This window comes from Caulobacter segnis, from assembly GCF_031454995.1.
GTDB lineage: Bacteria > Pseudomonadota > Alphaproteobacteria > Caulobacterales > Caulobacteraceae > Caulobacter > Caulobacter segnis_E.
In genome coordinates, this window is record NZ_JAVDRV010000006.1 from 130,854 (window position 1) to 154,448 (window position 23,595).

21 protein-coding genes are annotated in these 23,595 nt (G+C 68.1%); 12 read left to right on the forward strand and 9 right to left on the reverse strand.

Translation table 11 applies throughout. The features are described 5' to 3' along the window. Positions 1–98: 98 nt before the first annotated feature. From flgH to flgF, 4 genes are read right to left on the reverse strand one after another with little or no spacing between them, the layout of a single operon-like run. Positions 99–833: a flagellar basal body L-ring protein FlgH gene (gene flgH / locus J2728_RS18180; protein ID WP_310001415.1), complete on the reverse strand. Its 735-nt coding sequence runs from the start codon at positions 831–833 to the stop codon at positions 99–101. 14 nt (positions 834–847) lie between these two features. Then, positions 848–1,612 (reverse strand): flagellar basal body P-ring formation chaperone FlgA, encoded by a 765-nt coding sequence (gene flgA, locus J2728_RS18185; RefSeq protein WP_310001417.1) that lies wholly within the window; start codon positions 1,610–1,612, stop codon positions 848–850. A 4-nt stretch (positions 1,613–1,616) separates the two neighbouring features. Further along, positions 1,617–2,405 carry a flagellar basal-body rod protein FlgG gene (gene flgG, locus J2728_RS18190; protein ID WP_310001418.1) on the reverse strand — a complete coding sequence of 263 codons (789 nt, stop codon included), beginning with the start codon at positions 2,403–2,405 and terminating at the stop codon, positions 1,617–1,619. Positions 2,406–2,418: 13 nt separating this feature from the next. Then, a complete protein-coding gene (gene flgF, locus J2728_RS18195) occupies positions 2,419–3,156 on the reverse strand; it encodes a flagellar basal-body rod protein FlgF (protein WP_310001419.1) in 738 nt (245 codons plus the stop codon). A gap of 227 nt (positions 3,157–3,383) precedes the next feature. Between flgF and fliL the strand changes: the two genes are divergently transcribed. The 9 genes from fliL to glk all read left to right on the forward strand — a co-directional run bounded on the left by fliL (position 3,384) and on the right by glk (position 14,583). Further along, positions 3,384–3,989, forward strand: a complete 606-nt coding sequence (gene fliL / locus J2728_RS18200; RefSeq protein ID WP_310001420.1) for a flagellar basal body-associated protein FliL — start codon at positions 3,384–3,386, stop codon at positions 3,987–3,989. Between the two features lie 28 nt (positions 3,990–4,017). After that, positions 4,018–5,130 carry a flagellar motor switch protein FliM gene (gene fliM, locus J2728_RS18205; protein ID WP_310001421.1) on the forward strand — a complete coding sequence of 371 codons (1,113 nt, stop codon included), beginning with the start codon at positions 4,018–4,020 and terminating at the stop codon, positions 5,128–5,130. Further along, positions 5,127–5,681 carry a DUF6468 domain-containing protein gene (locus J2728_RS18210; RefSeq protein ID WP_310001423.1) on the forward strand — a complete coding sequence of 185 codons (555 nt, stop codon included), beginning with the start codon at positions 5,127–5,129 and terminating at the stop codon, positions 5,679–5,681. The genes fliM and J2728_RS18210 overlap by 4 nt, the downstream gene beginning before the upstream one ends. Then, positions 5,678–6,454, forward strand: coding sequence for a MotE family protein (locus J2728_RS18215; RefSeq protein ID WP_310001425.1), 777 nt, complete (start codon positions 5,678–5,680; stop codon positions 6,452–6,454). The genes J2728_RS18210 and J2728_RS18215 overlap by 4 nt, the downstream gene beginning before the upstream one ends. Before the next feature lie 9 nt (positions 6,455–6,463). Further along, positions 6,464–9,337, forward strand: a complete 2,874-nt coding sequence (locus J2728_RS18220; RefSeq protein ID WP_310001427.1) for a tetratricopeptide repeat protein — start codon at positions 6,464–6,466, stop codon at positions 9,335–9,337. A 273-nt stretch (positions 9,338–9,610) separates the two neighbouring features. Next, positions 9,611–11,071, forward strand: a complete 1,461-nt coding sequence (zwf, locus tag J2728_RS18225) for a glucose-6-phosphate dehydrogenase (protein ID WP_310001428.1) — start codon at positions 9,611–9,613, stop codon at positions 11,069–11,071. Then, positions 11,071–11,760 carry a 6-phosphogluconolactonase gene (gene pgl / locus J2728_RS18230; RefSeq protein ID WP_404979796.1) on the forward strand — a complete coding sequence of 230 codons (690 nt, stop codon included), beginning with the start codon at positions 11,071–11,073 and terminating at the stop codon, positions 11,758–11,760. Before zwf ends, pgl begins: the two co-directional genes overlap by 1 nt. Positions 11,761–11,764: 4 nt before the next feature. Continuing rightward, complete coding sequence (gene edd, locus J2728_RS18235) at positions 11,765–13,573, forward strand: phosphogluconate dehydratase (protein ID WP_310001429.1); 1,809 nt, start codon at positions 11,765–11,767, stop codon at positions 13,571–13,573. 14 nt (positions 13,574–13,587) lie between these two features. Beyond that, complete coding sequence (gene glk, locus J2728_RS18240) at positions 13,588–14,583, forward strand: glucokinase (protein ID WP_310001430.1); 996 nt, start codon at positions 13,588–13,590, stop codon at positions 14,581–14,583. A 31-nt stretch (positions 14,584–14,614) separates the two neighbouring features. Here glk and J2728_RS18245 read toward each other — a convergent pair whose 3' ends face one another. Next, complete coding sequence (locus J2728_RS18245) at positions 14,615–15,349, reverse strand: hypothetical protein (protein WP_310001432.1); 735 nt, start codon at positions 15,347–15,349, stop codon at positions 14,615–14,617. Between the two features lie 206 nt (positions 15,350–15,555). On the opposite strand from J2728_RS18245, the gene J2728_RS18250 reads away from it, so the two are divergent. The 3 genes from J2728_RS18250 (at position 15,556) to pyk (ending at position 20,790) form a co-directional block, all read left to right on the forward strand. Further along, positions 15,556–16,575 (forward strand): LacI family DNA-binding transcriptional regulator, encoded by a 1,020-nt coding sequence (locus J2728_RS18250; RefSeq protein ID WP_310001434.1) that lies wholly within the window; start codon positions 15,556–15,558, stop codon positions 16,573–16,575. 290 nt (positions 16,576–16,865) lie between these two features. Next, positions 16,866–19,340 carry a glycoside hydrolase family 3 protein gene (locus tag J2728_RS18255; protein ID WP_310001435.1) on the forward strand — a complete coding sequence of 825 codons (2,475 nt, stop codon included), beginning with the start codon at positions 16,866–16,868 and terminating at the stop codon, positions 19,338–19,340. A gap of 19 nt (positions 19,341–19,359) precedes the next feature. Then, positions 19,360–20,790, forward strand: a complete 1,431-nt coding sequence (gene pyk, locus J2728_RS18260) for a pyruvate kinase (protein WP_310001436.1) — start codon at positions 19,360–19,362, stop codon at positions 20,788–20,790. A 7-nt stretch (positions 20,791–20,797) separates the two neighbouring features. Here the strand turns inward: pyk and J2728_RS18265 are convergent, their stop codons facing one another. The 4 genes from J2728_RS18265 to J2728_RS18280 all read right to left on the reverse strand — a co-directional run bounded on the left by J2728_RS18265 (position 20,798) and on the right by J2728_RS18280 (position 23,576). Further along, on the reverse strand, positions 20,798–21,370 hold the full coding sequence (locus J2728_RS18265) for a Crp/Fnr family transcriptional regulator (RefSeq protein WP_310001438.1): 573 nt from the start codon (positions 21,368–21,370) through the stop codon (positions 20,798–20,800). A gap of 33 nt (positions 21,371–21,403) precedes the next feature. Beyond that, positions 21,404–21,526 carry a hypothetical protein gene (locus tag J2728_RS18270; RefSeq protein WP_310001440.1) on the reverse strand — a complete coding sequence of 41 codons (123 nt, stop codon included), beginning with the start codon at positions 21,524–21,526 and terminating at the stop codon, positions 21,404–21,406. Between the two features lie 305 nt (positions 21,527–21,831). Next, positions 21,832–22,965, reverse strand: coding sequence for an acyl-CoA dehydrogenase family protein (locus J2728_RS18275; protein WP_310001442.1), 1,134 nt, complete (start codon positions 22,963–22,965; stop codon positions 21,832–21,834). Beyond that, positions 22,965–23,576, reverse strand: coding sequence for a 2-hydroxychromene-2-carboxylate isomerase (locus tag J2728_RS18280; RefSeq protein WP_310001444.1), 612 nt, complete (start codon positions 23,574–23,576; stop codon positions 22,965–22,967). Before J2728_RS18280 ends, J2728_RS18275 begins: the two co-directional genes overlap by 1 nt. Positions 23,577–23,595 lie beyond the last annotated feature (19 nt).

Sequence of the window (23,595 nt, forward strand, 5' to 3'; positions counted from 1 at the left end):
CGATCAACGCGGCTTGGACCTGAATGGCTCCTGAAAGCGAAACGGGCGCGGAGACCTCGCGGTCGCCGCGCCCGTGAAGGCCGTTCTTCGGATCGTCCTCAGAAAGGCGAGAACTTCTCGATCAGCGCCTGGCCGGCCGGGGTCTTCTGCACGCGGCTGATGTCGCCGCGGCCGCCGTAGCTGATGCGGGCCTCGGCGATCTGGGTGTGGCGGATGGTGTTGGCCGAGGAGATGTCCTCCGGACGCACGATGCCGGCCACGGTCAGCTGGCGCAGCTCGGCGTTGGCGCGCACCTCCTGGGTGCCTTGGATGATCATGTTGCCGTTCGGCAGAACCTGGCTGACCACGGCGGCGATGGTCAGGCTGATCTTCTCGGATCGCTTGATGCTGCCCGCGCCCGAATTGGTCGTGGTCGAGCCGGTTTCCAGCGCTTTCGCCGGGTCGAAGCCGCCCGGCAGCACCTTGCCCAGGCTCGACTCCAGGCCCAGCAGGTGCGGGACGCCGGCCTTGGTGGTGGCGGCGCGCGAGCTGGCGGTCTGGTTCTTGGTGTCGACGCTGTCGTCGATGTCGATCATCACGGTCAGGATGTCGCCGACGCGGCTGGCGCGTTGGTCGTTGAAGAAGGCGCGCGCGCCGACCCGCCACAGCGAGTTGGCCGAAGCCGCCTGCGGCGCCGGTTCGCGGGCCGAGACATATTGCTGCTGGATGGGGGCCAGGGCGGCGGGATAGCCGACCGGGGCCAGTTCCGGACCCTTGACGGCTTCCTTGACGGTGGAGCAGGCGGCCAGCGGAGCCAGCAGCAGGGTGGCGGCGATGAGAGCGGGACGACGCATGAGTCTTAGGCCTCTTAGCGAGCGGCGAAACGGACGGGTTGCGAACGGGCTTGCAGGGTCTGGGCCCGCGGACCGACGGCGGCGGCGCCAGGGCCGGTCGCGACGGCTTGGATGATCTTCTTCGAGAGCGTGTTCTGGACGGCGAGCACATCCCCGGTCGAGGCGGCGGCCAAGGCCTTGCCTTGAAGCGAAAGGGAAATTCCGTCGTCTTCGTAGGTGACGGTGATCAGGTCGCCGGTCTTGATGACCTGCGGCGCGGTCACGTCGCGGGTCGAGACCGCGGCGCCTTCACGCAGGGGGCGTTTAGCGGCGAGACCGATGACGGCCTCGGAGTCGCGGGGCGCGTCGGTCGGAGCGCCGGCCATCTTGGTCCACACCAGGTCTTCCGGCTGGACGATTTCGCCGGCCGGAATGCTGCGGGCGTAGGCAAGAACTTCAACGTTGCCGCGCGGGGCGCCGGCTAGGCCGGCCCGCGGCGAGGCGGCGCCGTTCTCCGCGCCCTCGCGCACGATGATCCGGCGCACGCCTTGGCTATTGGCCCAGTCGAAGCCGGCCCGGCGCGCGAACATTTGCACCTGGCCCGCCTCGAGCACGGCGCTTGGACCGATCCGGGCGGCGACCACGAGGTCGGCGGCCGATCCGCCGACGCCGTCGAACAGGTCGCCCAGGGTGACGCGGCCGTCCGCGTCGGTGGTGTCCATCCGCAGGGTCACCGGGGTTCCTCCGACGGCGGGGGACGCGAAGGCGAGAGCGGCGGCGGCGATCAGCAGCGCTTTCATCGGCTTACGACCTCATCTGCGAGGTGGTCTGCAGCATCTGGTCGGCCGTCGAGATGACCTTGGAGTTCATCTCGTAGGCGCGCTGCGCGGTGATCAGGGCGGTGATTTCCGAGACCGAGTCGACGTTGGAGGCTTCGGTGTAGTGCTGCATCAGCACGCCAAAGCCCGGTTGACCCGGCGCCGCGAGGGTCGCCGCGCCCGAGGCGGCGGTCTCCAGGAACATGTTGTCGCCGATGGCCTCGAGGCCGCCTTCGTTCATGAAGTTGGCGAGCTGCAGCTGGCCGATGGTCTGGGGCTGCGGGTCGCCGTCCAGCTTCACCTGCACCAAGCCGGTCTTGCCGATGATGATGTCGATGGCGTTCTGCGGGACCGTGATGCCGGGCTGGACCGTGTAGCCATCCTCGGTGACGATCTGGCCCTGGTCGTTGGTCGAGAAGTTGCCGGCGCGGGTGTAGGCCGTCTCGCCCGAGGGCAGCAGGATCTGCAGGTAGCCCTTGCCCTGGATCGCGAGGTCCAGGGGGTTGTCGGTCAGGGTCGGGGTGCCTTGCTCGGTGATGCGGTAGACCGAGCCGGCCTTGACGCCGCCGCCGACCTGCACGCCCGTCGGGACGATGTTGCCGTCGCTGGACGACTGCGAGCCGGCGCGCTCGATCGTTTGGTACAGCAGGTCCTGGAACTCGGCCCGTTGGCGCTTGAAGCCAACGGTGTTCATGTTGGCGATGTTGTTCGAGATGACTTCGACGTTCAGCTGTTGCGCTGACATGCCCGAAGCGGCGGTGCGGAGAGCTTGCATCGGCTAGCGTCCCTTAGTTGGGTTTGCCCAGCCGCTCGACGGCGGTCCGGGACAGTTCGGAGGTGTTGTCCATCATCCGCGAGACGCTTTCGTAGGCGCGCTGCACCTGGATCAGCTTGGTGATCTCGATCACGGACTGGACGTTGGAGGATTCCAGCATGCCCTGGTGGACGACGGCGTCCGGCGCGGGCTGCGGGGTGGCGTTGGTGGTGTTGCGGTAGAGATTGTCCCCGTCCTTGGCCATCGAGGCCAGGTTGTCGGGGCGAACCACGGCGATCCTGCCGACCCGGATCGCGCCCTGGGTGACGATCCCGTCCTTGCCGATGCTCACCGGGCCCAGCGTCGGGTCGATGTTCAGCGGGCCGCCGCCCTCGTCCAGCACGGGGTAGCCGCCCTGGGTGACCAGCTGGCCTTCCGGATTGGTCGTGAAGCGGCCGTCGCGGGTGTAGCGGTCTCCGTTGGCGGTCTGGACGTGGAAGAAGCCTTGGCCCTCGATCGCCAGGTCGAAGTCGCCGCCGGTCTTGGCCATCGGGCCTTGCGTGAAGTCGCGGGCGACGCCCGAATCCAGCACGAACTTGACGGGCGCGCCTCCATCCAAGGTCTTGGCGGGCTTGGACTGCTCGGTGCGGACCATCAGGTCCTCGACCTTGAAGCCCGTGGTGTTGGCGTTGGCGATGTTGTTGGCCACGATGTCCAGCTCGCGGCGAAGCGTCAGTTGGCGCGAGAGGCCGACGTAAAGCGCGTTGTCCATGGCGAGTTAACTCGGGCGGCTGGCGCGACAAATGCGCCGCACCTCCTGAAGCAACCTTCGTGCCAGAGCGAAAAGATCAATAAAAACAGCAAATAGAAAGGTTAATGCGGGGGTGTTGGTCGGACTCTGCCGGGCAGATTCAGCCTGCGACCAAATGGCCTCCAAAACACATCGTTAACCATGCTCGCGCATGAGTAAGGGCATATAGATTCCAAGGAACCGCGCGCGTGGCTCAGAACGATCAGGAAGCTCCCGAAGGTGAAGAGGGCGCCGAAGGCGAAGCCCCCGCCAAGAAGAAGCCGCCTATTCTCATCATCGCGATCGCGGCCGGCGTCCTCGTCCTGGGCGGCGGTGGCGCCGCGGCCTTCTTCCTCATGAAGCCCAAGCCGGCCGCCGAGGCGGGTGAGCATGGCGAGGAAAAGAAGGAAAAGAAAAAGGAAAAGAAGAAGGAAGAGGGCGAGAAGAAGGAAGGCGAGGGCGGCGCCGCCGCGGCCGGTCCGGCTCCCGTCATCAAGGAAGGCCCCGATGGCGTGTTGTTCTACACCCTGCCGGACATCGTCGTGAACATGCAGACGGCGGACGGCAAGTCGACCTTCCTGAAGCTGAAACTGACTTTCGAGCTGCCGGACGAAGAGACGGCCGAGGCTTTGACGCCGAATCTGCCCAGGTTGCAGGACATGTTCCAAACGTTCCTGCGCGAACTGCGTCCCGAAGACCTGAACGGCAGCCAAGGCACCTACCAACTGCGCGTCGAGCTGCTGCGCCGGGTGAACCTGGTCGCGGCGCCGGCCAAGGTGAACGCGGTCCTCATCGAGGAGATGCTGATCAACTAAGCTCTTGGGCTAGTTGGGGCGAACGATCATGGCGGACGAGAACGATCAGGCCCAGTGGGGCGCGGAGAATCCTCCCGGCGGTGACGGGGTGAACGCGTTTGGCGATTTCTCGGGCGGCATGGCCGGCTGGGACGACGGCGGCGGCGCCGACGGCGCGTCCGAACGCATCCTGAACCAGGATGAGATCGACAGCCTGCTGGGCTTCGATCTGTCTGGCGACGGCTCCGAGGACCGCACGGGCATCCGCGCGATCATCAACTCGGCGCTGGTGTCCTACGAACGCCTGCCGATGCTGGAAATCGTCTTCGACCGCCTGGTGCGGTTGATGACGACCTCCCTGCGGAACTTCACCTCCGACAACGTCGAGGTCAGCCTCGACAACATCAGCTCGATCCGTTTCGGCGACTATCTGAACTCGATCCCCCTGCCGGCCATCCTGGCGGTGTTCCGGGCCGAGGAGCTGGATAACTACGGCCTGCTGACCGTCGACTCGAACCTGATCTACTCGATCGTCGACGTGCTGCTGGGGGGGCGTCGCGGCACGGCGGCGATGCGGATCGAAGGCCGGCCCTACACCACGATCGAGCGCGTGCTGGTTCAGCGGATGATCGAGGTCGTGCTGCACGACCTGAAGAGCGCCTTCGAGCCGCTGCATCCGGTCGCCTTCTCGCTGGACCGCCTGGAGACCAACCCGCGCTTCGCCGCCATCGCGCGTCCCGCCAACGCGGCGATCCTGGTCAAGCTGCGGATCGACATGGAAGACCGCGGCGGCCGCATCGAGCTGCTGCTGCCCTACGCAACGCTGGAACCCATCCGGAAGATGCTGCTGCAGCAGTTCATGGGTGAGAAGTTCGGCCGCGACAACATCTGGGAAGGCCACTTGGCCACCGAGCTGTGGACCACCCAGATGGAGGTCCGCGCGGTGCTCGACGAGCAGCAGCTGCCGCTGTCGCGGGTGCTGAACATGCAGGTTGGCGACACCCTGATGCTGAACGCCACGCCCGACAGCCTGGTCGAGCTTCGCGCGGGGTCCATCCCGCTGACGCGCGGCCGCATGGGCCGTCGCAACCACGCGATCGCCATCCGCGCCGAGGCGCCGCTGACGCCGGCGGCCAAGAAGGCCGTGCAGAAGCTGAAATGAGTTTCATCGCTTTCGCCATGAACGGTCTGCTGGCGGTGCTGCTGGTCGTGGCGCTGGGCTTCGGCTGGCGTCTGGAGCGCCGCCTGAAGGCGCTGCGCGACAGCCACGAGGGCTTCGCCAAGGCCGTCAAGGACCTGGACCAGGCCGCCGCCCGGGCCGAGCAGGGTCTCGCGGACCTGCGCGCGGCCACCGACGAGGCCGCGGAGACCCTGGCCATCCGCATCGAGCGCGCCCAGGCCCTGGCCGCCCAGTTGGACGAGCGGATCAGCAACCCGCCGCCGGCGCGTCCGGAGCGCGACGTCTCGGCGCCGTCGGCCGTGCGGGGCCGCGTGGAGAAAGCTCCGCCCTCCGCCGAGCGTCGCCTGAAAGCCGAGGACTTCGAGCGTCTTCTGGAGCGCGAATCGCGCCTCCCCGCCGACGCTCGCCCGAGCCTGAGCGCGCCCGTCGCGCCTTCCGAAACCCCGCGTTCACGGGCGCGGGTCGATGATGATCTCTTCGACGGACCGGGCGAGCCCCCGCGTCCCGGACCCCAATCCAGAGCCCGCCGATGAAGAACGTTCCGCGCATCCTGCCCCTGGTCGGCGTCGCCGTCGGCGGCGTCCTGGCCATCAACGCCATGGCCGGCGCCAAGTCGCTGCCGGAAATGCTGAGCGGCGCCAAGGCTTTCGCCGAGGGGGTGGTCAAGCCCGAGGGCAAGGCCGGTGAAGGCGAGGGCGCGCCCTCGGCCGAGGGCGCGGGTCAGCCCGCCGCCGCCAAGACCTTGCCGCGCGCCTGCGCGCCGTCGGCCGACGCCCTGGCCAAGGAGGCCGGTCTGTCCCCCGCCGAGCTGCGCGTCCTGCAGAGCCTGGGCGCGCGTCGCGGCCAGCTGGATCAGCGCGAGCAGGATATCGACGTCCAGCTGCAGCTGCTAGCCGCCGCCGAGGCCAAGCTGGACGCCAAGATGAAGGCCCTGACCGGCCTGAAGGGCGACATCCAGGGGCTGCTGGGCCAGGTCGACGCCCAGAAGCAGGCCGAGGTCGATCGTCTGGTCACCGTCTATCAGGGCATGAAGCCCAAGGACGCCGCCGCGCGCATGACCTTGCTGTCGGACGAGGTCCGCCTGCCGATCGCGGCCAAGATGAAGGAACGCACCCTGGCGATGATCCTGGCCAACATGAGCCCGGCCGAGGCCAAGACCCTGACCGAGCGCTTGGCCGCGCGCCTCGCCAACCCCGTGGTCGAGAAGGGCAAGGCCGCCGTTGCCGACAACGCGGCCCAGGCCGCCGCGCCGGGTCAGCAAGCCGATGGCGCTCCGCTGGCCGGCGCGCCCAAGAAGGCCGGTTAAGGGAGGCTCATGACCCTTCGCCAGCTCCTGCGATCCAGCGTCGCCGCCGCGTGCATCGCGGGCGTGCTGGCGCCGTCCGGCTACGCCGCGCCGCCGCCCGTCGCGGCGCGGTCGGCCCTGGACGTGCGTGTCGCGCAGGCGGCGGACTTCTCCCGGGTCGAGTTCCACTGGAACGGCTCCGCCCGCGTGGCCGCGCGTCGCGAGGGCAATACGCTGATCTTGAGGTTCAGCCGCGACGCCAATCCCGATCTCTCCAGCCTGAAGATCGCGCCGCCGCGCTGGGTGAAGGGCGCCGACGCCCGCCACGTGGGCGGCGCGCTCGAGATTGTCCTGACTCTCGCCGAGGACGCGGAATTCAAGGTCGACTCGGCGGACGGCGTTAGCTTCGCCAACATCTTCGCCAAGGACGGGGCGATCGCCGCCGCTCAGGCCACGCCCGCCGCCGCGCCGCCTCCGCCGGTGGGGCGGCCGAACCCGATGCCGCGCGACGGCGTCGTGCGCGCCGGGATCGAGCGTGACGATGGCCAGGTCACCCTGTCGTTCACCTGGGCCGCGCCGGCCGGCGCGGCGGTGTTCCGGCGCGGCGAGGCGGTCTGGATCGTCTTCGATACGCCGGCGCGGATCGACATCTCGAAGCTCCCGGCCAACACCCCCCGCTACGCGCGCATCCAGGCGCTGAAGGGCGGCGACTATTCGGCCCTGCGTATCGTGGCGCCCGTCGGCGAGCCCTATGTGGCGGTGGGCGCGGGGCCGACCTGGAGGATCAGCTTCGGTCCCGGGCCGCAGCAGAGCCCCGACATCATCCAGATCAATCGTGACGAGGCCGCGCCATCGGCCGCGCTGACGGCGGCCGTGGCCGGCGTCACGCGCGCCATCTGGGTCGACGACCCGGCCGTGGGCGACAAGATCATCGTCGCGCCGGCCCTGCCGCCCGCCAAGGGCCTGTCCTCCCGTCGCGACTATGTCGAGTTCGCGCTGCTGCAATCGGCCCAGGGCCTGGCGGCGGAGGCCTACGCCTCGGACCTGATGGTCCAGGCCAGCGCCGACCAGGTGCGCATCGGCCGCCCCAAGGGGCTGGCCCTGTCGCCGGCCTCCGCGGCCGCGCCGCCGGAGGAAGCCGTCGCCGGCGCGCCTCAGCCGTTGTCGATGCCAGCCCTGATCGACCTCGAGGATTGGCCCAAGCTCGGATCGGGCGGATTCCTGACCCGCTACAACGCCCTGCAGAAAGCCGTCAGCACGGCGGCGGACGAGGACGCGGACGTGGCGGCCCGGCTGGCGTTGGCGCGGTTCCTGGTCGGCTCCCAGATGTCGTTCGAGGCGATCGGCGTGTTGAACGCCGGCGCCCGCCAGCATCAGACGATGATGGCCAATCCAGAGTTCCGGGGCCTGCGCGGCATGGCGCGCGTTTTGGCTGGCCGCTACGCCGAAGCGGACGCCGACTTCTCCTCGCCCGTCCTGGCCGACGAACCGTCCAGCGCCATGTGGCGCGGTTACATCTCCACCAAGAACGGCCAATTTCTGGACGCCCGCACCAAGTTCGCGAGCGGCGGCCGGGCGCTGGATCTCTTCCCGCCGATCTGGAAGGCGAGGTTCCTGGGCGCCCAGGCCGAGGCCGCCCTGGGCGTCGGCGACCTGACGGGCGCCTTGCAATACGCCGCCAAGGCGCTGGATCAGCCAAAGATCCCCGTGAAGGATCAGCTGGCCATCCGCCTGGTTCAGGCTCGCGTGTTCGAGGCCAAGGGCGAGAAGGTCCGCGCCAAGAAGATGTTCCAGGCCATCGCCAAGGCGCCTTACGACGACCTGGCCGCGCCGGCCCTGCTGCACGCCACCCGGCTGCAGTACGAGAAGCGCGAGATCAACGCGGCCAAGGCGGCCGACACCCTGAACCAGCTCCGCTATCGCTGGCGAGGCGACGGCGTCGAGATGGAGGTCATCCGCGCCCTCGGGAAGCTCTACATCGACCAGGGCCGTTATCGCGAGGCGCTGGAGGTGATGCGTTCGGCGGGCAGGGGCGGCTCCGACCGGCCCGAGGCCCTGGCCCTGCGGAACGAGATCTCCAGCACCTTCCGGGCCTTGTTCCTCGACGGTCTGGCGGACGGCATGCAGCCGATCCAGGCGGTGGGCCTGTTCTACGACTTCCAGGAGCTGACGCCGATCGGCGCCGATGGCGATCAGATGGTGCGCAACCTAGTGCGTCGCCTGGTCGATGTCGACCTGCTGGACGACGCCTCCAAGCTCTTGAAATACCAGGTCGACAACCGCCTGAACGGGGTGCCCAAGGCGCAGGTCGCGACCGACCTGGCCTGGATCTATCTGATGAACAAGCGTCCCGAGGACGCGCTGAACACCATCAACGCCACGCGCACGACCATCTTGCCGCCAGCCCTGAACGCCGAGCGGCGCCTGGCCACCGCCCGCGCCTTGATCGGCCTTGGCCGCTACGACGACGCCGCGGAGCTGGTGGAGCGCGACAACTCCAAGGACGGCCAGGAAATCCGCGCCGACATCGCCTGGAAGCAGCGCGCCTGGCCGACCGCTGGCGCGCTCTACGAGCGCATGCTGGGTGATCGCTGGAAAGGGCAGGGCGCGCTGTCGGCGGCGGAGGAAGCCCGTCTCCTCCGCGCGTCGGTGGCCTACAGCTTGGCCGATGACGACACGGCCCTGGCTCGTCTGCGCCAGCGTTGGACGCGCTTCGTCGACAACGCCGGTAACCCGGACGGCTTGCGCGTGGCCCTGCAGGGCCTCGGCTCCGAGGCCGTGTCGCCTTCCGACTTTGGCAAGGTGAGCGCCGACAACGAGGCGTTCAGCGGCTGGGTCGCCCGGATGAAGGACAAGTTCCGCACCGGCCAGCCGGCGGGCGCGGCGGCGCGCGCGGGCGGTTGAGGCAAACCCGTTCGTCGCCTTGACCTTTTCGCGCGCATCGCGGGCAAGGTCTTTCATTCGCCCCAGGCTGGATGAATAAACCTCCGCCGAAACTCCATTGGTCTTATGGCGGCGACGCGGGGTTTGCCCTAGTTAGGGCCCGCTCGCCTGGCTCATGATTGGGCGGGTTCGGTTCGCGTTGGAGAGCCCCTCCAGCTCGGCTCTCACGCTCGCGCGCTTGCCATTCTACCGCAGGCATGTCATGACAACGTTGTCATAGGGTGGAAGACATTGGTGACGAAGAACAACGACGGCGATAATGGCCGCGAGGTCCTTGTGCTGCTGGGCGGCGCGGGGGATCTGGCTCTGCGAATGCTGCTGCCTTCGCTGTATTTCCTCGAAGTCGATCGACTGCTGCCGCACGACCTGCGGATCATCGGCGTGGCGCGCGCGAACCACGACGCCGCCAGCTACAAGGCCCTGGTGCGCGAGCAACTGGGCAAGCGCGCGACGGTGGAGGAGGCGGCCTGGAATCGTCTCGCGGCCCGTCTCGACTACGTGCCCGCCAACATCACCAGCGAGGACGACACCAAGAAGCTGGCCGAGCGGATCGGCGAGCATGGCGACCTCGTCATCTTCTTCTCGCTGTCGCCCAGCATCTACGGCCCGGCCTGCCAGGCGCTGCAAGCCGCCGGCCTGACGGGTCCTCGGACTCGCCTGATCCTGGAAAAGCCACTGGGCCGCGACCTGGAGAGCTCCAAGGTCACCAACGCCGCCGTCGCGGCCGTGGTCGACGAAAGCCAGGTCTTCCGGATCGACCACTATCTGGGCAAGGAGACGGTCCAGAACCTGACCGCCCTGCGCTTCGCCAACGTGCTGTTCGAGCCCCTGTGGGATCGCAACACGATCGACCATGTGCAGATCACCATCGCCGAGACCGAGAAGGTCGGCGACCGCTGGCCCTATTACGACGAATACGGCGCGCTGCGGGACATGGTGCAGAACCATATGCTGCAGCTGCTGTGCCTGGTCGCGATGGAAGCGCCGTCGGGCTTCGATCCCGACGCGGTCCGCGACGAGAAGGTCAAGGTTCTGCGCAGCCTGCGCCCCTTCACCAAGGAGACGGTGGCCCACGACACGGTGCGCGGCCAGTACGTCGCCGGCGTGGTCGAGGGCGGCGCGCGCTCCGGCTATGTCGAGGAAGTTGGCAAGCCCACCAAGACCGAAACCTTCGTCGCCATGAAGGTGGCGATCGACAACTGGCGCTGGGACGGCGTGCCGTTTTTCCTGCGCACGGGCAAGAACCTGCCCGACCGCCGCACCCAGATCGTCGTCCAGTTCAAGCCGCTGCCGCACAACATCTTTGGCCCGGCCACCGACGGCGAGTTGTGCGCCAACCGTCTGGTCATCGACCTGCAGCCGGACGAGGACATCTCGCTGACGATCATGAACAAGCGTCCGGGCCTGTCGGACGAGGGCATGCGCCTGCAGTCGCTGCCGCTGTCTCTGTCGTTCAGCCAGACCGGCGGCCGCCGCCGCATCGCCTACGAAAAGCTGTTCCTGGACGCCTTCCGCGGTGATCGCACCCTGTTCGTGCGTCGTGACGAGGTCGAGCAGGCCTGGCGCTTCATCGATGGCGTCTCGGCCGCCTGGGCCGAGGCCGGGATCGATCCCGCGCCCTATGCCGCCGGCACCTGGGGCCCCCAGACGGCCAACGCGCTGATCTCGCCCGGCGGCCGGTCCTGGAAGGCCTGATGATGCCGAAACTGGAAGCCTTCGGCTCGCGCGAAGCCCTCTATGACGCGACCGCCTCGATCCTGGTCGACGCCCTGACCAACGCGGTCGCCGCCTCCGGCCGCGCGGGCTTCGCCGCGACGGGCGGCACGACGCCGGCGCCGGTCTATGACCGCCTGGCCACGCTGACCGCGCCCTGGGACAAGATCACGGTCACCCTGACCGACGAGCGCTTCGTCCCGCCGACCGACCCCAGCAGTAACGAGGGCCTCGTACGCCGTCACCTGCTGGTGGGGGAGGCGGCCAAGGCTAGCTTCGCGCCGCTCTTTTTCGACGGCCTGAGTCACGCCGACAGCGCGCGCGCCGCCGAGGCTGGTGTCGAAGCCGCGACGCCCTTCGGCGCGGTGCTGCTGGGTGTCGGCCCCGACGGCCACTTCGCCTCGCTGTTCCCGGGCAACCCGGTCCTGGCTCAAGGCCTGGACCCGCGCTCGGACCGCTTGGTCCTGGACGTGCCGCCCAGCGATCCCGCGCCCGACATTCCTCGTCTCAGCCTGACCTTCGCCGCCCTGACCCGCACCGATTTGATCGTGCTGCTGGTGACCGGAGCGGCCAAGAAAGCGTTGTTGGAAGGCGACGTCGATCCGGCTCTGCCGGTCGCCGCCATCCTCAAGCAGGACCGCGCCAAGGTCCGCATCCTTTGGGCGGAGTAACGCCATGAGCCTCAATCCCGTCATCGCCGAAGTCACCGCCCGCATCGTGGCCCGCAGCAAGGACAGCCGCGCGGCCTACCTCGACAACATGCAGCGCGCGATCGACAGCCAGCCGGGCCGCGCCAAGCTGTCCTGCGCCAACTGGGCCCACGCCTTCGCGGCGTCTCCCGGCGTCGACAAGGTGCGCGCGCTGGATCCGAACGCGCCGAACATCGGCATCGTCTCGGCCTATAACGACATGCTGTCGGCCCACCAGCCGCTGGAAGAGTATCCGGCGCTGATCAAGGCGGCCGCTCGCGAGGTCGGCGCCACGGCCCAGTTCGCCGGCGGCGTGCCCGCCATGTGCGATGGCGTCACCCAAGGCCGCCCGGGCATGGAGCTGTCGCTGTTCTCGCGCGACGTGATCGCCATGGCCACGGCCGTCGCCCTGACCCACGACGCCTTCGACTCGGCGCTGTATCTGGGCGTCTGCGACAAGATCGTGCCCGGCCTGGTGATGGGCGCCCTGACCTTCAGCCACCTGCCGGCCCTGTTCGTGCCCGCGGGGCCCATGACCTCGGGCCTGCCCAATTCGGAGAAGGCCCGCATCCGCGCCCTTTACGCCGAGGGCAAGGTCGGTCGCGCCGAGCTCCTGGAAGCCGAGAGCGCCAGCTATCACGGCCCCGGCACCTGCACCTTCTACGGCACGGCCAACACCAACCAGATGCTGATGGAGCTGATGGGCTTCCATCTGCCGGGCTCGGCCTTCGTGCATCCCAACACGCCGCTGCGCGAGGCCCTGGTCAAGGAAGCCGCGCGCCGCGCCGCCGCCGTCACCGCCAAGGGCAACGAGTACGTCCCGGTCGGCCGGATGATCGACGAGAAGTCGATCGTCAACGGCGTGGTCGGGCTGATGGCCACGGGCGGCTCGACCAACCTGGCCCTGCACATCATCGCCATGGCCCACGCGGCGGGCGTTCAGCTGACGCTGGAAGACCTGGACGATATCTCGCGCGCCACGCCGCTGCTGGCCCGGGTCTATCCGAACGGCTCGGCCGACGTGAACCACTTCCAGGCCGCCGGCGGCATGGCCTTCGTGATCCGTGAGCTGCTGAAGGCGGGCCTCGTCCACGAGGACGTGCTGACCATCGCCGGGCCCGGTCTCTCGCGATATGCTCAGGAGCCTTTCCTGGACGACGGCGAGCTGAAGTGGCGCGACGGCGCGGCCGAGACCCTCGACCCGGCCATCGTCCGTCCGGTCTCCGACCCGTTCAGCAAGGAAGGCGGCCTGCGCCTGATGGCCGGCAACCTGGGTCGCGGCGTGATGAAGATCTCGGCCGTGAAGCCCGAGCACCACGTGATCACCGCTCCGGCGGCCGTGTTCCAGGAGCAGGAAGACTTCATCGCCGCCTTCAAGCGCGGCGAGCTGGATCGCGACGTCGTGGTCGTCCTCCGCTTCCAGGGCCCGTCGGCCAACGGCATGCCCGAGCTGCACAACCTTTCACCGTCGATCTCGGTGCTGCTGGATCGCGGCCATAAGGTCGCCCTGGTCACCGACGGCCGCATGTCCGGAGCCTCGGGCAAGACGCCCGCCGCCATCCACGTGACGCCCGAGGCGGCCAAAGGTGGACCTTTGGCCTATGTCCAGGACGGCGACGTGATCAGCGTCAACGCCGAAACCGGCGAACTCAAAATCCTGGTGGACGAGGCGACGCTGCTCGCCCGGACGCCAGCGAACGTCCCGGCGTCCAAGCCGGGCTTTGGCAGGGAATTGTTCGGATGGATGCGCGCGGGGGTCGGCGCCGCCGACGCCGGCGCCTCCGTCTTCGCTTAGGGAAACACCAGGTCATGGACGGCAATCACAGCGGGGGTCTCGGCCTCGTCGGCGACATCGGCGGCACGAACGCCCGCTTCGCCCTGGTCGAGTTCGATGGTCCGGACCCGCGCCTGATCGAGCCCACCGCCTTCAAGGGCGAGGACTACGGGACGGCCGAGGACGCCATCGAGGCCTATCTGCACAAGGTCGGCGTCAAGCACGCCGACCAGGCGGTCGTGGCGGTGGCTGGTCCGATCGATCACGGCCAGGTCCACATGACCAATCTGGACTGGCGGATCTCCGAGGACGGCCTGCGCCGCGCCGGCGGCTTCCGGACGGCCAAGCTGATCAACGACTTCACCGCCCAGGCCCTGGCCGCGCCGCGTCTGGCGCCCAAGGACCTGCGTCAGGTCGGGCCGCTGCCGACCTCGGGGGAGGGCGATCTGGCCATTCTGGGTCCGGGCACCGGCTTCGGCGTCGCGGGCCTCGTCCGCCGACACGGCCAAGAGCTTCCGCTGGCGACCGAGGGCGGCCACGTCGCCTTCGCGCCGCTGGACGAGGTCGAGATCGAAGTGCTCCGTCTGCTGACCAAGCAACTGGACGGCGGCCGCGTCTCGGTCGAGCGCATCCTGTCGGGTCCCGGCATGGAAGACCTTCACGTCGCCTTGGGCGAAGCCGAAGGTCGCAAGGTCGAGGGTCTGACTCCCAAGCAGATCACCGAACGCGCCGTCGAGGGTTGCTCCGATTGCCTGGCGACGGTGAACCGGTTCTGCGCGGTGCTGGGCTCGACGGCCGGCGACATCGCCCTGACCCTGGGCGCTCGCGGCGGCGTCTTCATCGCTGGCGGCATCGCGCCTCGGATCATCGATATCCTGGAAAAGAGCCCGTTCCGCGCGCGCTTCGAGGCCAAGGGCCGTCTGTCGGGCTTCACCCAGGCGATCCCGACCCACGTGATCCTACACCCCCACACGGCGCTGATCGGCGCGGCGGTGGCGCTGACGCCGGAGGGGAGGGCGGCGGTTTCGTAGTCGACGCCCCCTTGGTGAAACGGACAGGCGGTTAGCGAGCCGCCTTAAGCGCCTCCGCGTTACGGGCTACTACGCCTTTGCACTCCGCCGCGTCGAAGCTGCTATTGGCGCTGTTTCGCCGCGCTCGCTGCTTCACTTGGTCGAAATAGGCCACGGCTTTGCCGCGCACGGCCGGCGGAAAGCGGGTTGGCGCGTACAGTTCCGCGACATAGGCGTCCGATTGAGGGCGGGTCAGGTACTTGGCGCAGTAGTTGACAGCCCTGATCATATCGCCACCAGCCCGGATGTAGGGCGTCTGCCAGCTGGCTAGACCGGCGGGCGCGAGCATCTCGTCCGAGAGCTCGCGCACCAAGTCCTCGTTGCTAACCGGCGGGTCCTCGACGAGCACACGGGTCACGGGATCCTTCGCGATCGCTCGACAAGATTTGACGATCTTCCCCACGCCTCTTCGAGTGTTTTCAGCGAAAAGGGCTTCGTCGCTCATGTCGAACGCCGTCATCTGCTCCATTTCCTGATCAACTTCCCGCGTGGCCCTGTCCCTGGCGTTCGTAAGGCGGCTAACGGCGAGATCTTCCGAGAACCCTTTGCCCCTGGCGTCCGCGATGACTTCACCGGCCATCGCGCCGATATTTTCCCCGTGAACCTTGAACCCAAACTCACCGCAGCTCGGGCCTCGACCCATGTTGTAGCCGATCTGATCCAGGCGCTTGGCCAGATCCGTCGTCGCCTGAGCCTCGGCCGAATTCGCCCACAGGGCGCCAAGCATGGCCGTTAAGGCCAAGTTTCTCCAATTTCGCACAGGTGTCCCCCAACGGCCGAAAAGGGCCTCGAGGGATGATAATATTCAATTTCTGGATGAGAAGCGCGGGCAATGCTCGCGAAGGCGTGGGGTTCATAAAGGGATCGCCATGACAGCCTTGTCATGGCTAAGTAACCGCCAAACCGAACGAATCGGGGCGGCGGGGGACGGAATTGAGCGCCAAGATCACGATCCACGACGTGGCCCGCGAGAGCGGCGTCTCGATCAAGACCGTTTCGCGGGTCCTCAATCGCGAGCCCAACGTCAAGGCCGATACGCGCGATCGGGTGCAGGCGGCGGTGACCGCCTTGAACTACCGGCCCAACATCTCTGCCCGGAGTCTGGCGGGCGCGAAGGCCTATCTGATCGGCGTCTTCTTCGACAACCCCAGCCCCGGCTACGTCACGGACGTGCAGTTGGGGGCGATCGCGCAATGCCGGCGAGAGGGCTATCACCTGATCGTCGAGCCGATCGATTCCACGGGGGATGTCGAAGAGCAGGTCGCGCCGATGCTGGCGACCTTGCGGATGGACGGCGTGATCCTGACCCCGCCGCTCAGCGACCATCCCGTGGTCCTGTCCGCGCTTGAGCGCGAGGGGGTCGCCTATGTCCGTATCGCGCCGGGCGACGATGTCGAGCGCGCGCCCTGGGTCAGCATGGACGACCGCAAAGCCGCGTACGACATGACCAATCACCTGATCGGCCTGGGTCATCGCGACATCGGCTTCATCATTGGCCACCCCGACCACGGAGCCTCGGCCCGGCGGCATCAGGGCTTCGTCGACGCTATGCGCGACGCGGACCTGCCGGTGCGCCAGGATCGGGTGGAGCAGGGCTGGTTCTCGTTCCGCTCGGGTTTCGAGGCGGCCGAGCGGCTGCTGGGCGGGACCGATCGTCCGACCGCGATCTTCGCCTCCAACGATGACATGGCGCTGGGGGTCATGGCGGTCGCTAACCGCATGCGGCTGGACGTGCCGGCGCAGCTGTCGATCGCCGGTTTCGACGATACGCCGGGCGCGCGAATTACCTGGCCGCAGCTGACCACGGTCCGCCAGCCGATCGCCGCCATGGCGGGCGCGGCCGCCGACATGCTGATGAGCGGCGTCCATCAAGAGGAGGGCGAGCCCCCGCCATCGCGATTGCTGGATTTCGAGCTGGTCGTTCGGGAGTCCACCGGCAAGGCGCCCAACTAGGCCGCTAGCCAAGCATTTCGGGTAGATTATCCTTGACAGCGCTGTCCATTCAACATGAGATCGTCGGTGATCAAGACGGTCGCCCACGGAAAGGCGGCGTCAGGAGGAAACGTCATGACCCCGCCTGGCCAATCCAGCGCCCGTCGCGCCGTCCTGCGCGCACGATCACTCCCCTCCAAGCGGTACCTCTAGCCGCTTTCTTTCGCTCGGCGCGGTACCCCGCAAGCGCCGCGCCGAGCGCTTTTCTCTCAAGAACCCGTAGCCTTTTAGAGGCCCTTCGAGGACCGCCTATGTTTTCGCGTCGCTCCCTCCATGCTTCCGTCCTGGCCTTGGCGATCGCCGGTGGACTTTCGGGAGCGGCCCTGGCCCAGACGCCTTCGAGCGCGGCGACCACCCATCCGGCGCTTTGGCCGAAGGCCGCCAGCCCCGCGACCATCACCGACGCCAAGACCGAGGCCTTCATCACCAAGCTGATGAGCCAGATGACGGTAGAGGAGAAGGTCGCCCAGACCATCCAGGCCGATGGCGCGTCGATCACGCCCGAGGAACTCAAGCATTACCGCCTGGGCTCGGTGCTGGTGGGCGGCAACAGCGCGCCTGACGGCAACGATCGCGCCTCGGCCCAGCGCTGGATCGAGTGGATCAACGCCTTCCGCGCGGCCGCCCTGGACAATCGCGGCGGCCATCAGGAAATCCCGATCATCTTCGGCGTGGACGCCGTCCATGGTCACAACAACGTCGTCGGCGCGACGATCTTCCCGCACAACATCGGCCTGGGCGCGGCGCGCGATCCCGACCTGATCCGCCGCATCGGCGAGGCGACGGCCAAGGAAATGGCCGCCACCGGCGCGGACTGGACCTTTGGCCCCACCGTGGCCGTGCCGCGCGACGTGCGCTGGGGCCGGACCTACGAAGGCTATGCCGAAGATCCGGAGGTCGTGAAGACCTACGCCGGTCCGATGACCCTGGGCCTGCAAGGCGCGCTGGTCGCCGGCAAGCCGTTGGCGGCGGGCCACATCGCCGGCTCGGCCAAGCACTTCCTAGGTGACGGCGGCACCGAGGGCGGCAAGGACCAGGGCGACGCCGTCCTGCCCGAGGCCGAGCTGATCCGCCTGCACAACGCCGGCTATCCGCCCGCGATCGACGCCGGCATCCTGTCGGTGATGGTCTCGTTCTCCAGCTGGAACGGCGTCAAGCACACCGGCAACAAGAGCCTGCTGACGGACGTGCTGAAGGGGCGGATGGGTTTCGAGGGCTTCGTCGTCGGCGACTGGAACGCCCACGGCCAGGTCGAGGGCTGCACCAACACCAGCTGCGCCCAGGCCTACAACGCCGGCATGGACATGATCATGGCCCCCGACAGCTGGAAGGGTCTCTATGACAACACCCTGGCCCAGGTGAAGGCTGGCCAGATTCCGATGGCGCGGATCGACGACGCGGTGCGCCGCATCCTGCGCGTCAAGGTCAAGTCGGGCCTGTTCGAGAACAAGCGCCCGCTGGAAGGCAAGCTCGAGCTGCTGGGCGCGCCCGAGCACCGCGCGATCGCGCGAGAAGCCGTCAGCAAGTCGCTCGTTTTGCTCAAGAACGAGGGCGTGCTGCCGCTGAAGAGCTCGGCGCGGGTGCTGGTGGCCGGCGACGGCGCCGACGACATCGGCAAGGCCGCTGGCGGCTGGACCCTGACCTGGCAGGGCACGGGCAACAAGAACAGCGACTTCCCTCACGGCCAGTCGATCTTCGGCGGCGTCGCCGAGGCGGTGAAGGCCGGCGGCGGCAGCGCCGAGCTGTCGGTCACGGGCGACTACAAGCAAAAGCCCGACGTCGCGATCGTCGTGTTCGGCGAGAACCCCTATGCCGAGTTCCAGGGCGACATCGCCACGGCCGAGTATCAACCGGGCGACAAGACCGATCTTGCCTTGCTGAAGAAGCTGAAGGCCCAGGGCATTCCGGTGGTGTCGGTGTTCCTGAGCGGTCGCCCGCTATGGACCAACCCCGAGATCAACGCCTCGGACGCGTTCGTGGCGGCCTGGCTGCCGGGCTCGGAGGGCGGCGGGGTCGCGGACGTGCTGATCGGCGACAAGGCCGGCAAGCCGCGCTTCGACTTCAAGGGCAAGCTGTCCTTCTCGTGGCCCAAGCGCGCCGACCAGGAGCCGCTCAATGTCGGCGACAAGGGCTATGACCCGCTGTTCGCCTATGGCTATGGCCTGAGCTACGCCAAGCCGGGCAAGGTCGCCGCGCTGTCGGAGGAGTCCGGCGTGACGTCGTCCGCGGCCGCGAACGTGGATCGCTACTTCATGGCTGGTCGCTCGCCGTCGCCCTGGACGCTGACCACGTCGGGGGCCGTCGCGACCAAGACGATCGACGCCGGCGCCCAGGAGAACGCCCGCCAGGCGGCGTGGACCGGGGAGGGGCAGGGGCTGCTGGCCATCTCCGGCCGTCCCGTCGACCTCTCGCGCCAGACCACGGGCGACATGGCGGTGATGCTCCGCTACCGGGTCGATACGTCCCCAGAGAAACCGGTTTCAATGGCCATCGCCTGTGGCGAATCCTGCGGGGCGACGCTAGACGTTACGTCAACGTTTTCAGGTGCGAAAATCGGCGAATGGCGTACGGCCAAGATCAAACTTTCCTGTTTCAAGGCCAAGGGCGCGGACATGACGCGGGTCACCGCGCCGTTCGCGCTGATGACGTCCGGTCGCCTCGCCGTGACCTTCACCGAGATCCGGCTGGCCTCCAACGAGGGCGACGCGGTCTGTCCGACGAACTGACTTTCCAAGGAGCGACGGCATGATCCGCGCCCGTCGCTCCCGCATCGTGGCCACGATCGGCCCCGCTTCCAGTTCGCCCGAGATGATCGTCACCCTGGCCAAGGCCGGGGCGGACGTCTTCCGTCTGAACTTCAGCCACGGCGCGCACGAGACGCACGCCGCAGTCTACAAGGCCATCCGGGAGGCCGAGAAGGTCGTGGGACGTCCGCTGGGCGTGCTGGCCGACCTGCAAGGGCCCAAGCTGCGCGTCGGCAAGTTCGCCGACGGCCCGGTCATGCTGAAGCCCGGCCAGGCCTTCCGCTTCGACAGCGATCCGACGCCGGGCGACGAGACCCGCGTGCACCTGCCGCATCCGGAGATTCTGACGGCCATGCGGCCGGGGGCGACCCTGCTGCTGGACGACGGCAAGCTGCGGATGACGGTGACCGACGCTGGTCCCGGCTACGCCAACACCACGGTCGTCAACGGCGGCAAGCTGTCCGAGCGCAAGGGCGTGGCGGTGCCGGACGTGGTGATCCCGATGTCGCCCCTGACCGCCAAGGACCGCGAGGACCTGGCCTTCGCCCTGCGCCTCGGCGTCGACTGGATCGCGCTGTCGTTCGTGCAGGCGCCTGAGGACATGGCCGAGCTGCGCCGCATCGTCGAAGGCCGCGCCGCGGTCCTGGCCAAGATCGAGAAGCCCCAGGCGCTGAAGGTGCTGGGCCCCATCCTTGACCTGTGCGACGGCGTCATGGTCGCGCGCGGCGACCTCGGCGTCGAGATGGCGCCGGAAGAGGTGCCCGTGGCGCAGAAGGTTATCCTGCGGGCGGCGCGCGAGCGCGGCATTCCGGTGATCGTCGCGACCCAGATGCTGGAGTCGATGATCAGCTCGCCGACGCCGACGCGCGCCGAAGCCTCCGACGTCGCTAACGCCGTCTATGAAGGCGCGGACGCGGTGATGCTGTCGGCGGAATCGGCGGCCGGCGAATATCCCGAGGAATCCGTCTCGATGATGAACCGCATCATCGAGCGGGTGGAGCGCGACCCCCGCTGGCCCGAGCTGATGCAGGCCGAACAGAAGCACGACGACGACGACGCCGACGTCCTGGTGGTCGCCGCCGCCGGCGCGGCCAAGGCGGGCTCGACCAAGTGCCTGGTGGCGTTCACGACCACTGGCGCCACCGCCCGCCGTCTGTCGCGCGAGCGCCCGCTTCAGCCGGTTCTGGCTCTGTCGCCCGAGATCAACGCCGTGCGCCGCCTAACCCTGGTCTGGGGCGTCGAGCCGCGCGTCAGCGCTCAGCCCGACAGCCTCGAGGTTGTCACCACCGACGCCTCGAGCAAGGCCTTGGAACTGGGCCTCGTGGCGCCGGGCGAGCGTCTTCTGGTCGTGGCCGGCACGCCGTTTGGCGCGCCGGGCGCCGCGAACCTGTTGCGCCTGGCCCACGCTCCCGCGCCGGTTCGGCGGCGGTAGACTTAGCTCAGCCCCGCAAGCGCGCCTCGGGGGCGTCTTCGTCTCCGAACGGATCGGGCAGGAGCCGCTCGTAGCTCCGGCGCACCGCCCCGTAGCATTCGCAGGTCATGCCTTCGATGCCGTTGCGGTCCAGGATGTCGACCACGCCGCGCCGATAGCGGATCAGGCCCTTGGTCTGCAGCGAACCGGCGACGGCCGTGACGGTCGTGCGCTGGACGCCCAGCATGTCGGCGAGGAACTCCTGGGTGAGACTCACCGTGTTGGAGTCGATCCGGTCATGGCACGACAGCAGCCAGCGGCAGAACCTGGCCTCGACGGCGTGAAGGGCGTTGCAGGCGACAGACTGGATCGCGTGGCCAAACAGCGCTTCGTTGTGGCGATCCACCAAGTCCCGCAGCACGGTGCTACGTGTCCAGACCTCGTGCAGCGGTCCCGCCGCGATGCGAAGGGCCGAACCCGGCGCCTGGACGATCGCGCGCGACAGCGACTGCCGCGGGGCCACGGCCGCCATCAGGCCCAGCGCCCCTTCGCGGCCGATCGCGGCGGATTCGATGGCCGCGCCACTCTCCATCAGCGTCATCAGCGAGATGACGCCGTCATTGGGAAAGTAGATCTAGTCGATGGCGTCGCCTGGGTCGTAGAGCAGCCGACCTTTGTCGAGCTCGATGGGCGTCAGGTACGGGACCAGAAGAGCCTTGTCCTCTGGCGGCAGCGCGGAAAGGAGGCGGTTCTTCAAGGGATGTGGAGGCCCTAGCATGCGGAATCGAACGCCGGTTAACGGCAAGGGTTGCAAGCTATAGGTGGGTCAAAAGAACGGCGCCGTCGCGTAGTCGACACAATCCAGTCAGGAGCGGTGCAAAAATAGATGGCATCGGGCGGCTCGCGTTGCGAGCTCATCATTTGACGGAACGCGCATACGTCGGGTTGTCGACACTATTACTCAATCCAGATGCGCGCCGACTTGCGTTAGCTATATGATACGCAAGAAAAAAGCCGCCGAGATGGCGGCTTTTAGGTCGTGAAAGGGCTGTGACGCTCGGATCAGAAGCCCATCAGCTTCGCGTAGCGGTCGCGGTGAAAGCTCGCGCCCCCGAACAGCGCTTCGGTGACCCGCGCGCGCTTCATGTAGAGGCCGGCGTCATGGGCGTCGGTCATGCCGATGCCGCCGTGCATCTGGACCATCTCGTTACTGGCCAGGTGGACGAGTTCGCTGGCCTTGGCCTTGGCCAGGGAAGCGAGGGCGCGGGTGTCGCCGCCCGCGTCGAACGCTTCGAGCGCGGCCTCGACGCAGGAGCGGGTGGTCTCCAGATCGGTGAACCACTTGGCGGCGCGGTGCTGCAACGCCTGGAACGAGCCGATCACCTGGCCAAACTGGGTGCGGGTCTTCAGGTAGTCCAGCGTGATGTCGAACGCGGCGCTGGCGCTGCCCAGCATCTCGGCCGCAAGGCCGGCATAGGCGCGGTCCAGGGTGGGCTCCAGCACCGCCCAGCCCTTGTCGATTTCGCCCAGAACGGCATCGGCCGCGACCTCGACGCCGTCGAAGGCGATCTGGGCCGCGCCGCGGGAGTCGATCAGCGCCAGATGCGTGCGGCTCACGCCCGAGGCGGCGCTGGGAACCAGGAACAGGGTGAGCCCATCCGTCTGACCCGGCGCGCCGCCGGTGCGGGCGACGACGATCAGCAGGTCGGCGGCCTCGCCGTCCAGCACGAAGGTCTTGGTCTCGTTCAGCACGTAGCCCGAGCCGTTTTTGGTCGCGGTCAGAGCCGTGCGGGCCGGCGCGTGGTGCGAGCCTTCGTCGACCGCCAGGGTCGCGACGATCTCGCCGCTGGCGATGCGCGGCAGCCAGGCCTGCTTCTGCGCCTCGGAGCCGGCCAACTGCAGCGCCGAGGCGGCGATCATGGCGGTCGAGAGCAGGGGAGAGGCGGTCAGGGTGCGCCCGGTCTCCTCCAGGATCAGACCAAGGCCCAGATAGCCGAAGGCCGAGCCGTCATAGGCCTCGGGCACGATCACGCCGGCCCAGCCCATCTGACCCATCTCCGCCCAGGCGGCGGGATCGAAGCTCTCGCCGCTCTTGCCGTCGCGCAGCTTGCGCAGGGCCCCGACGGGCGCGCTCTCGCTGGCCCAGCCCTTGGCGGCGTCGCGCAGCATCGTCTGTTCTTCGGTCAGGACGGCCATCAGGCGTGCTCCCTGGATTGATGACGGGCGGCCCAGTCGAGGGCCTGTTCCAGACGGTCGTTGCCCCAGAAGAGCTCGCCGTCGGCGGTGAGAAAGCTGGGCGCGCCGAACAGGCCGCGCTCCTTGGCCTGGCGGACGTGGTCCTTCAGCAGCGCCTTGATCGGGTCGGACTGGGCGGCGGCCAGGACGTGTTCCGGCCCGGCGCCGACCGACGCTATCAGAGGGGCGAGAACGTCGGGGCTGCCGATGTCCTGGTCGTCGACGAAATTGGCCTGATAGACCGCGCGGCTGAAGGCCGGCGTCCAGCCATCCTCCAGGCCACAGATCGCCACCCGCGCCGCCAACAGGCTGTTGCGGGGGAACTGGCTGGGATGGCGCAGCGGCAGGCCTTCGGCGTCGCAGACGCGCTCGAGGTCGCGCCACATGTACTCGCCCTTGACCGGGAAGGCGTTGAACGGACTGTCGTTCAGCCCCTGCTGCTCATGGAACAGCGGGCCGACGATGAACGGCCGCCACGCCACGGCCACGCCCTTGTCGGCGGCGAGCGTCTCGATGCGCATGGCCGCCGGATAGGAGTAGGTCGAGGCGAATTCGTACCAAAATTCTAACATGGCCAGAACTCGATCATGG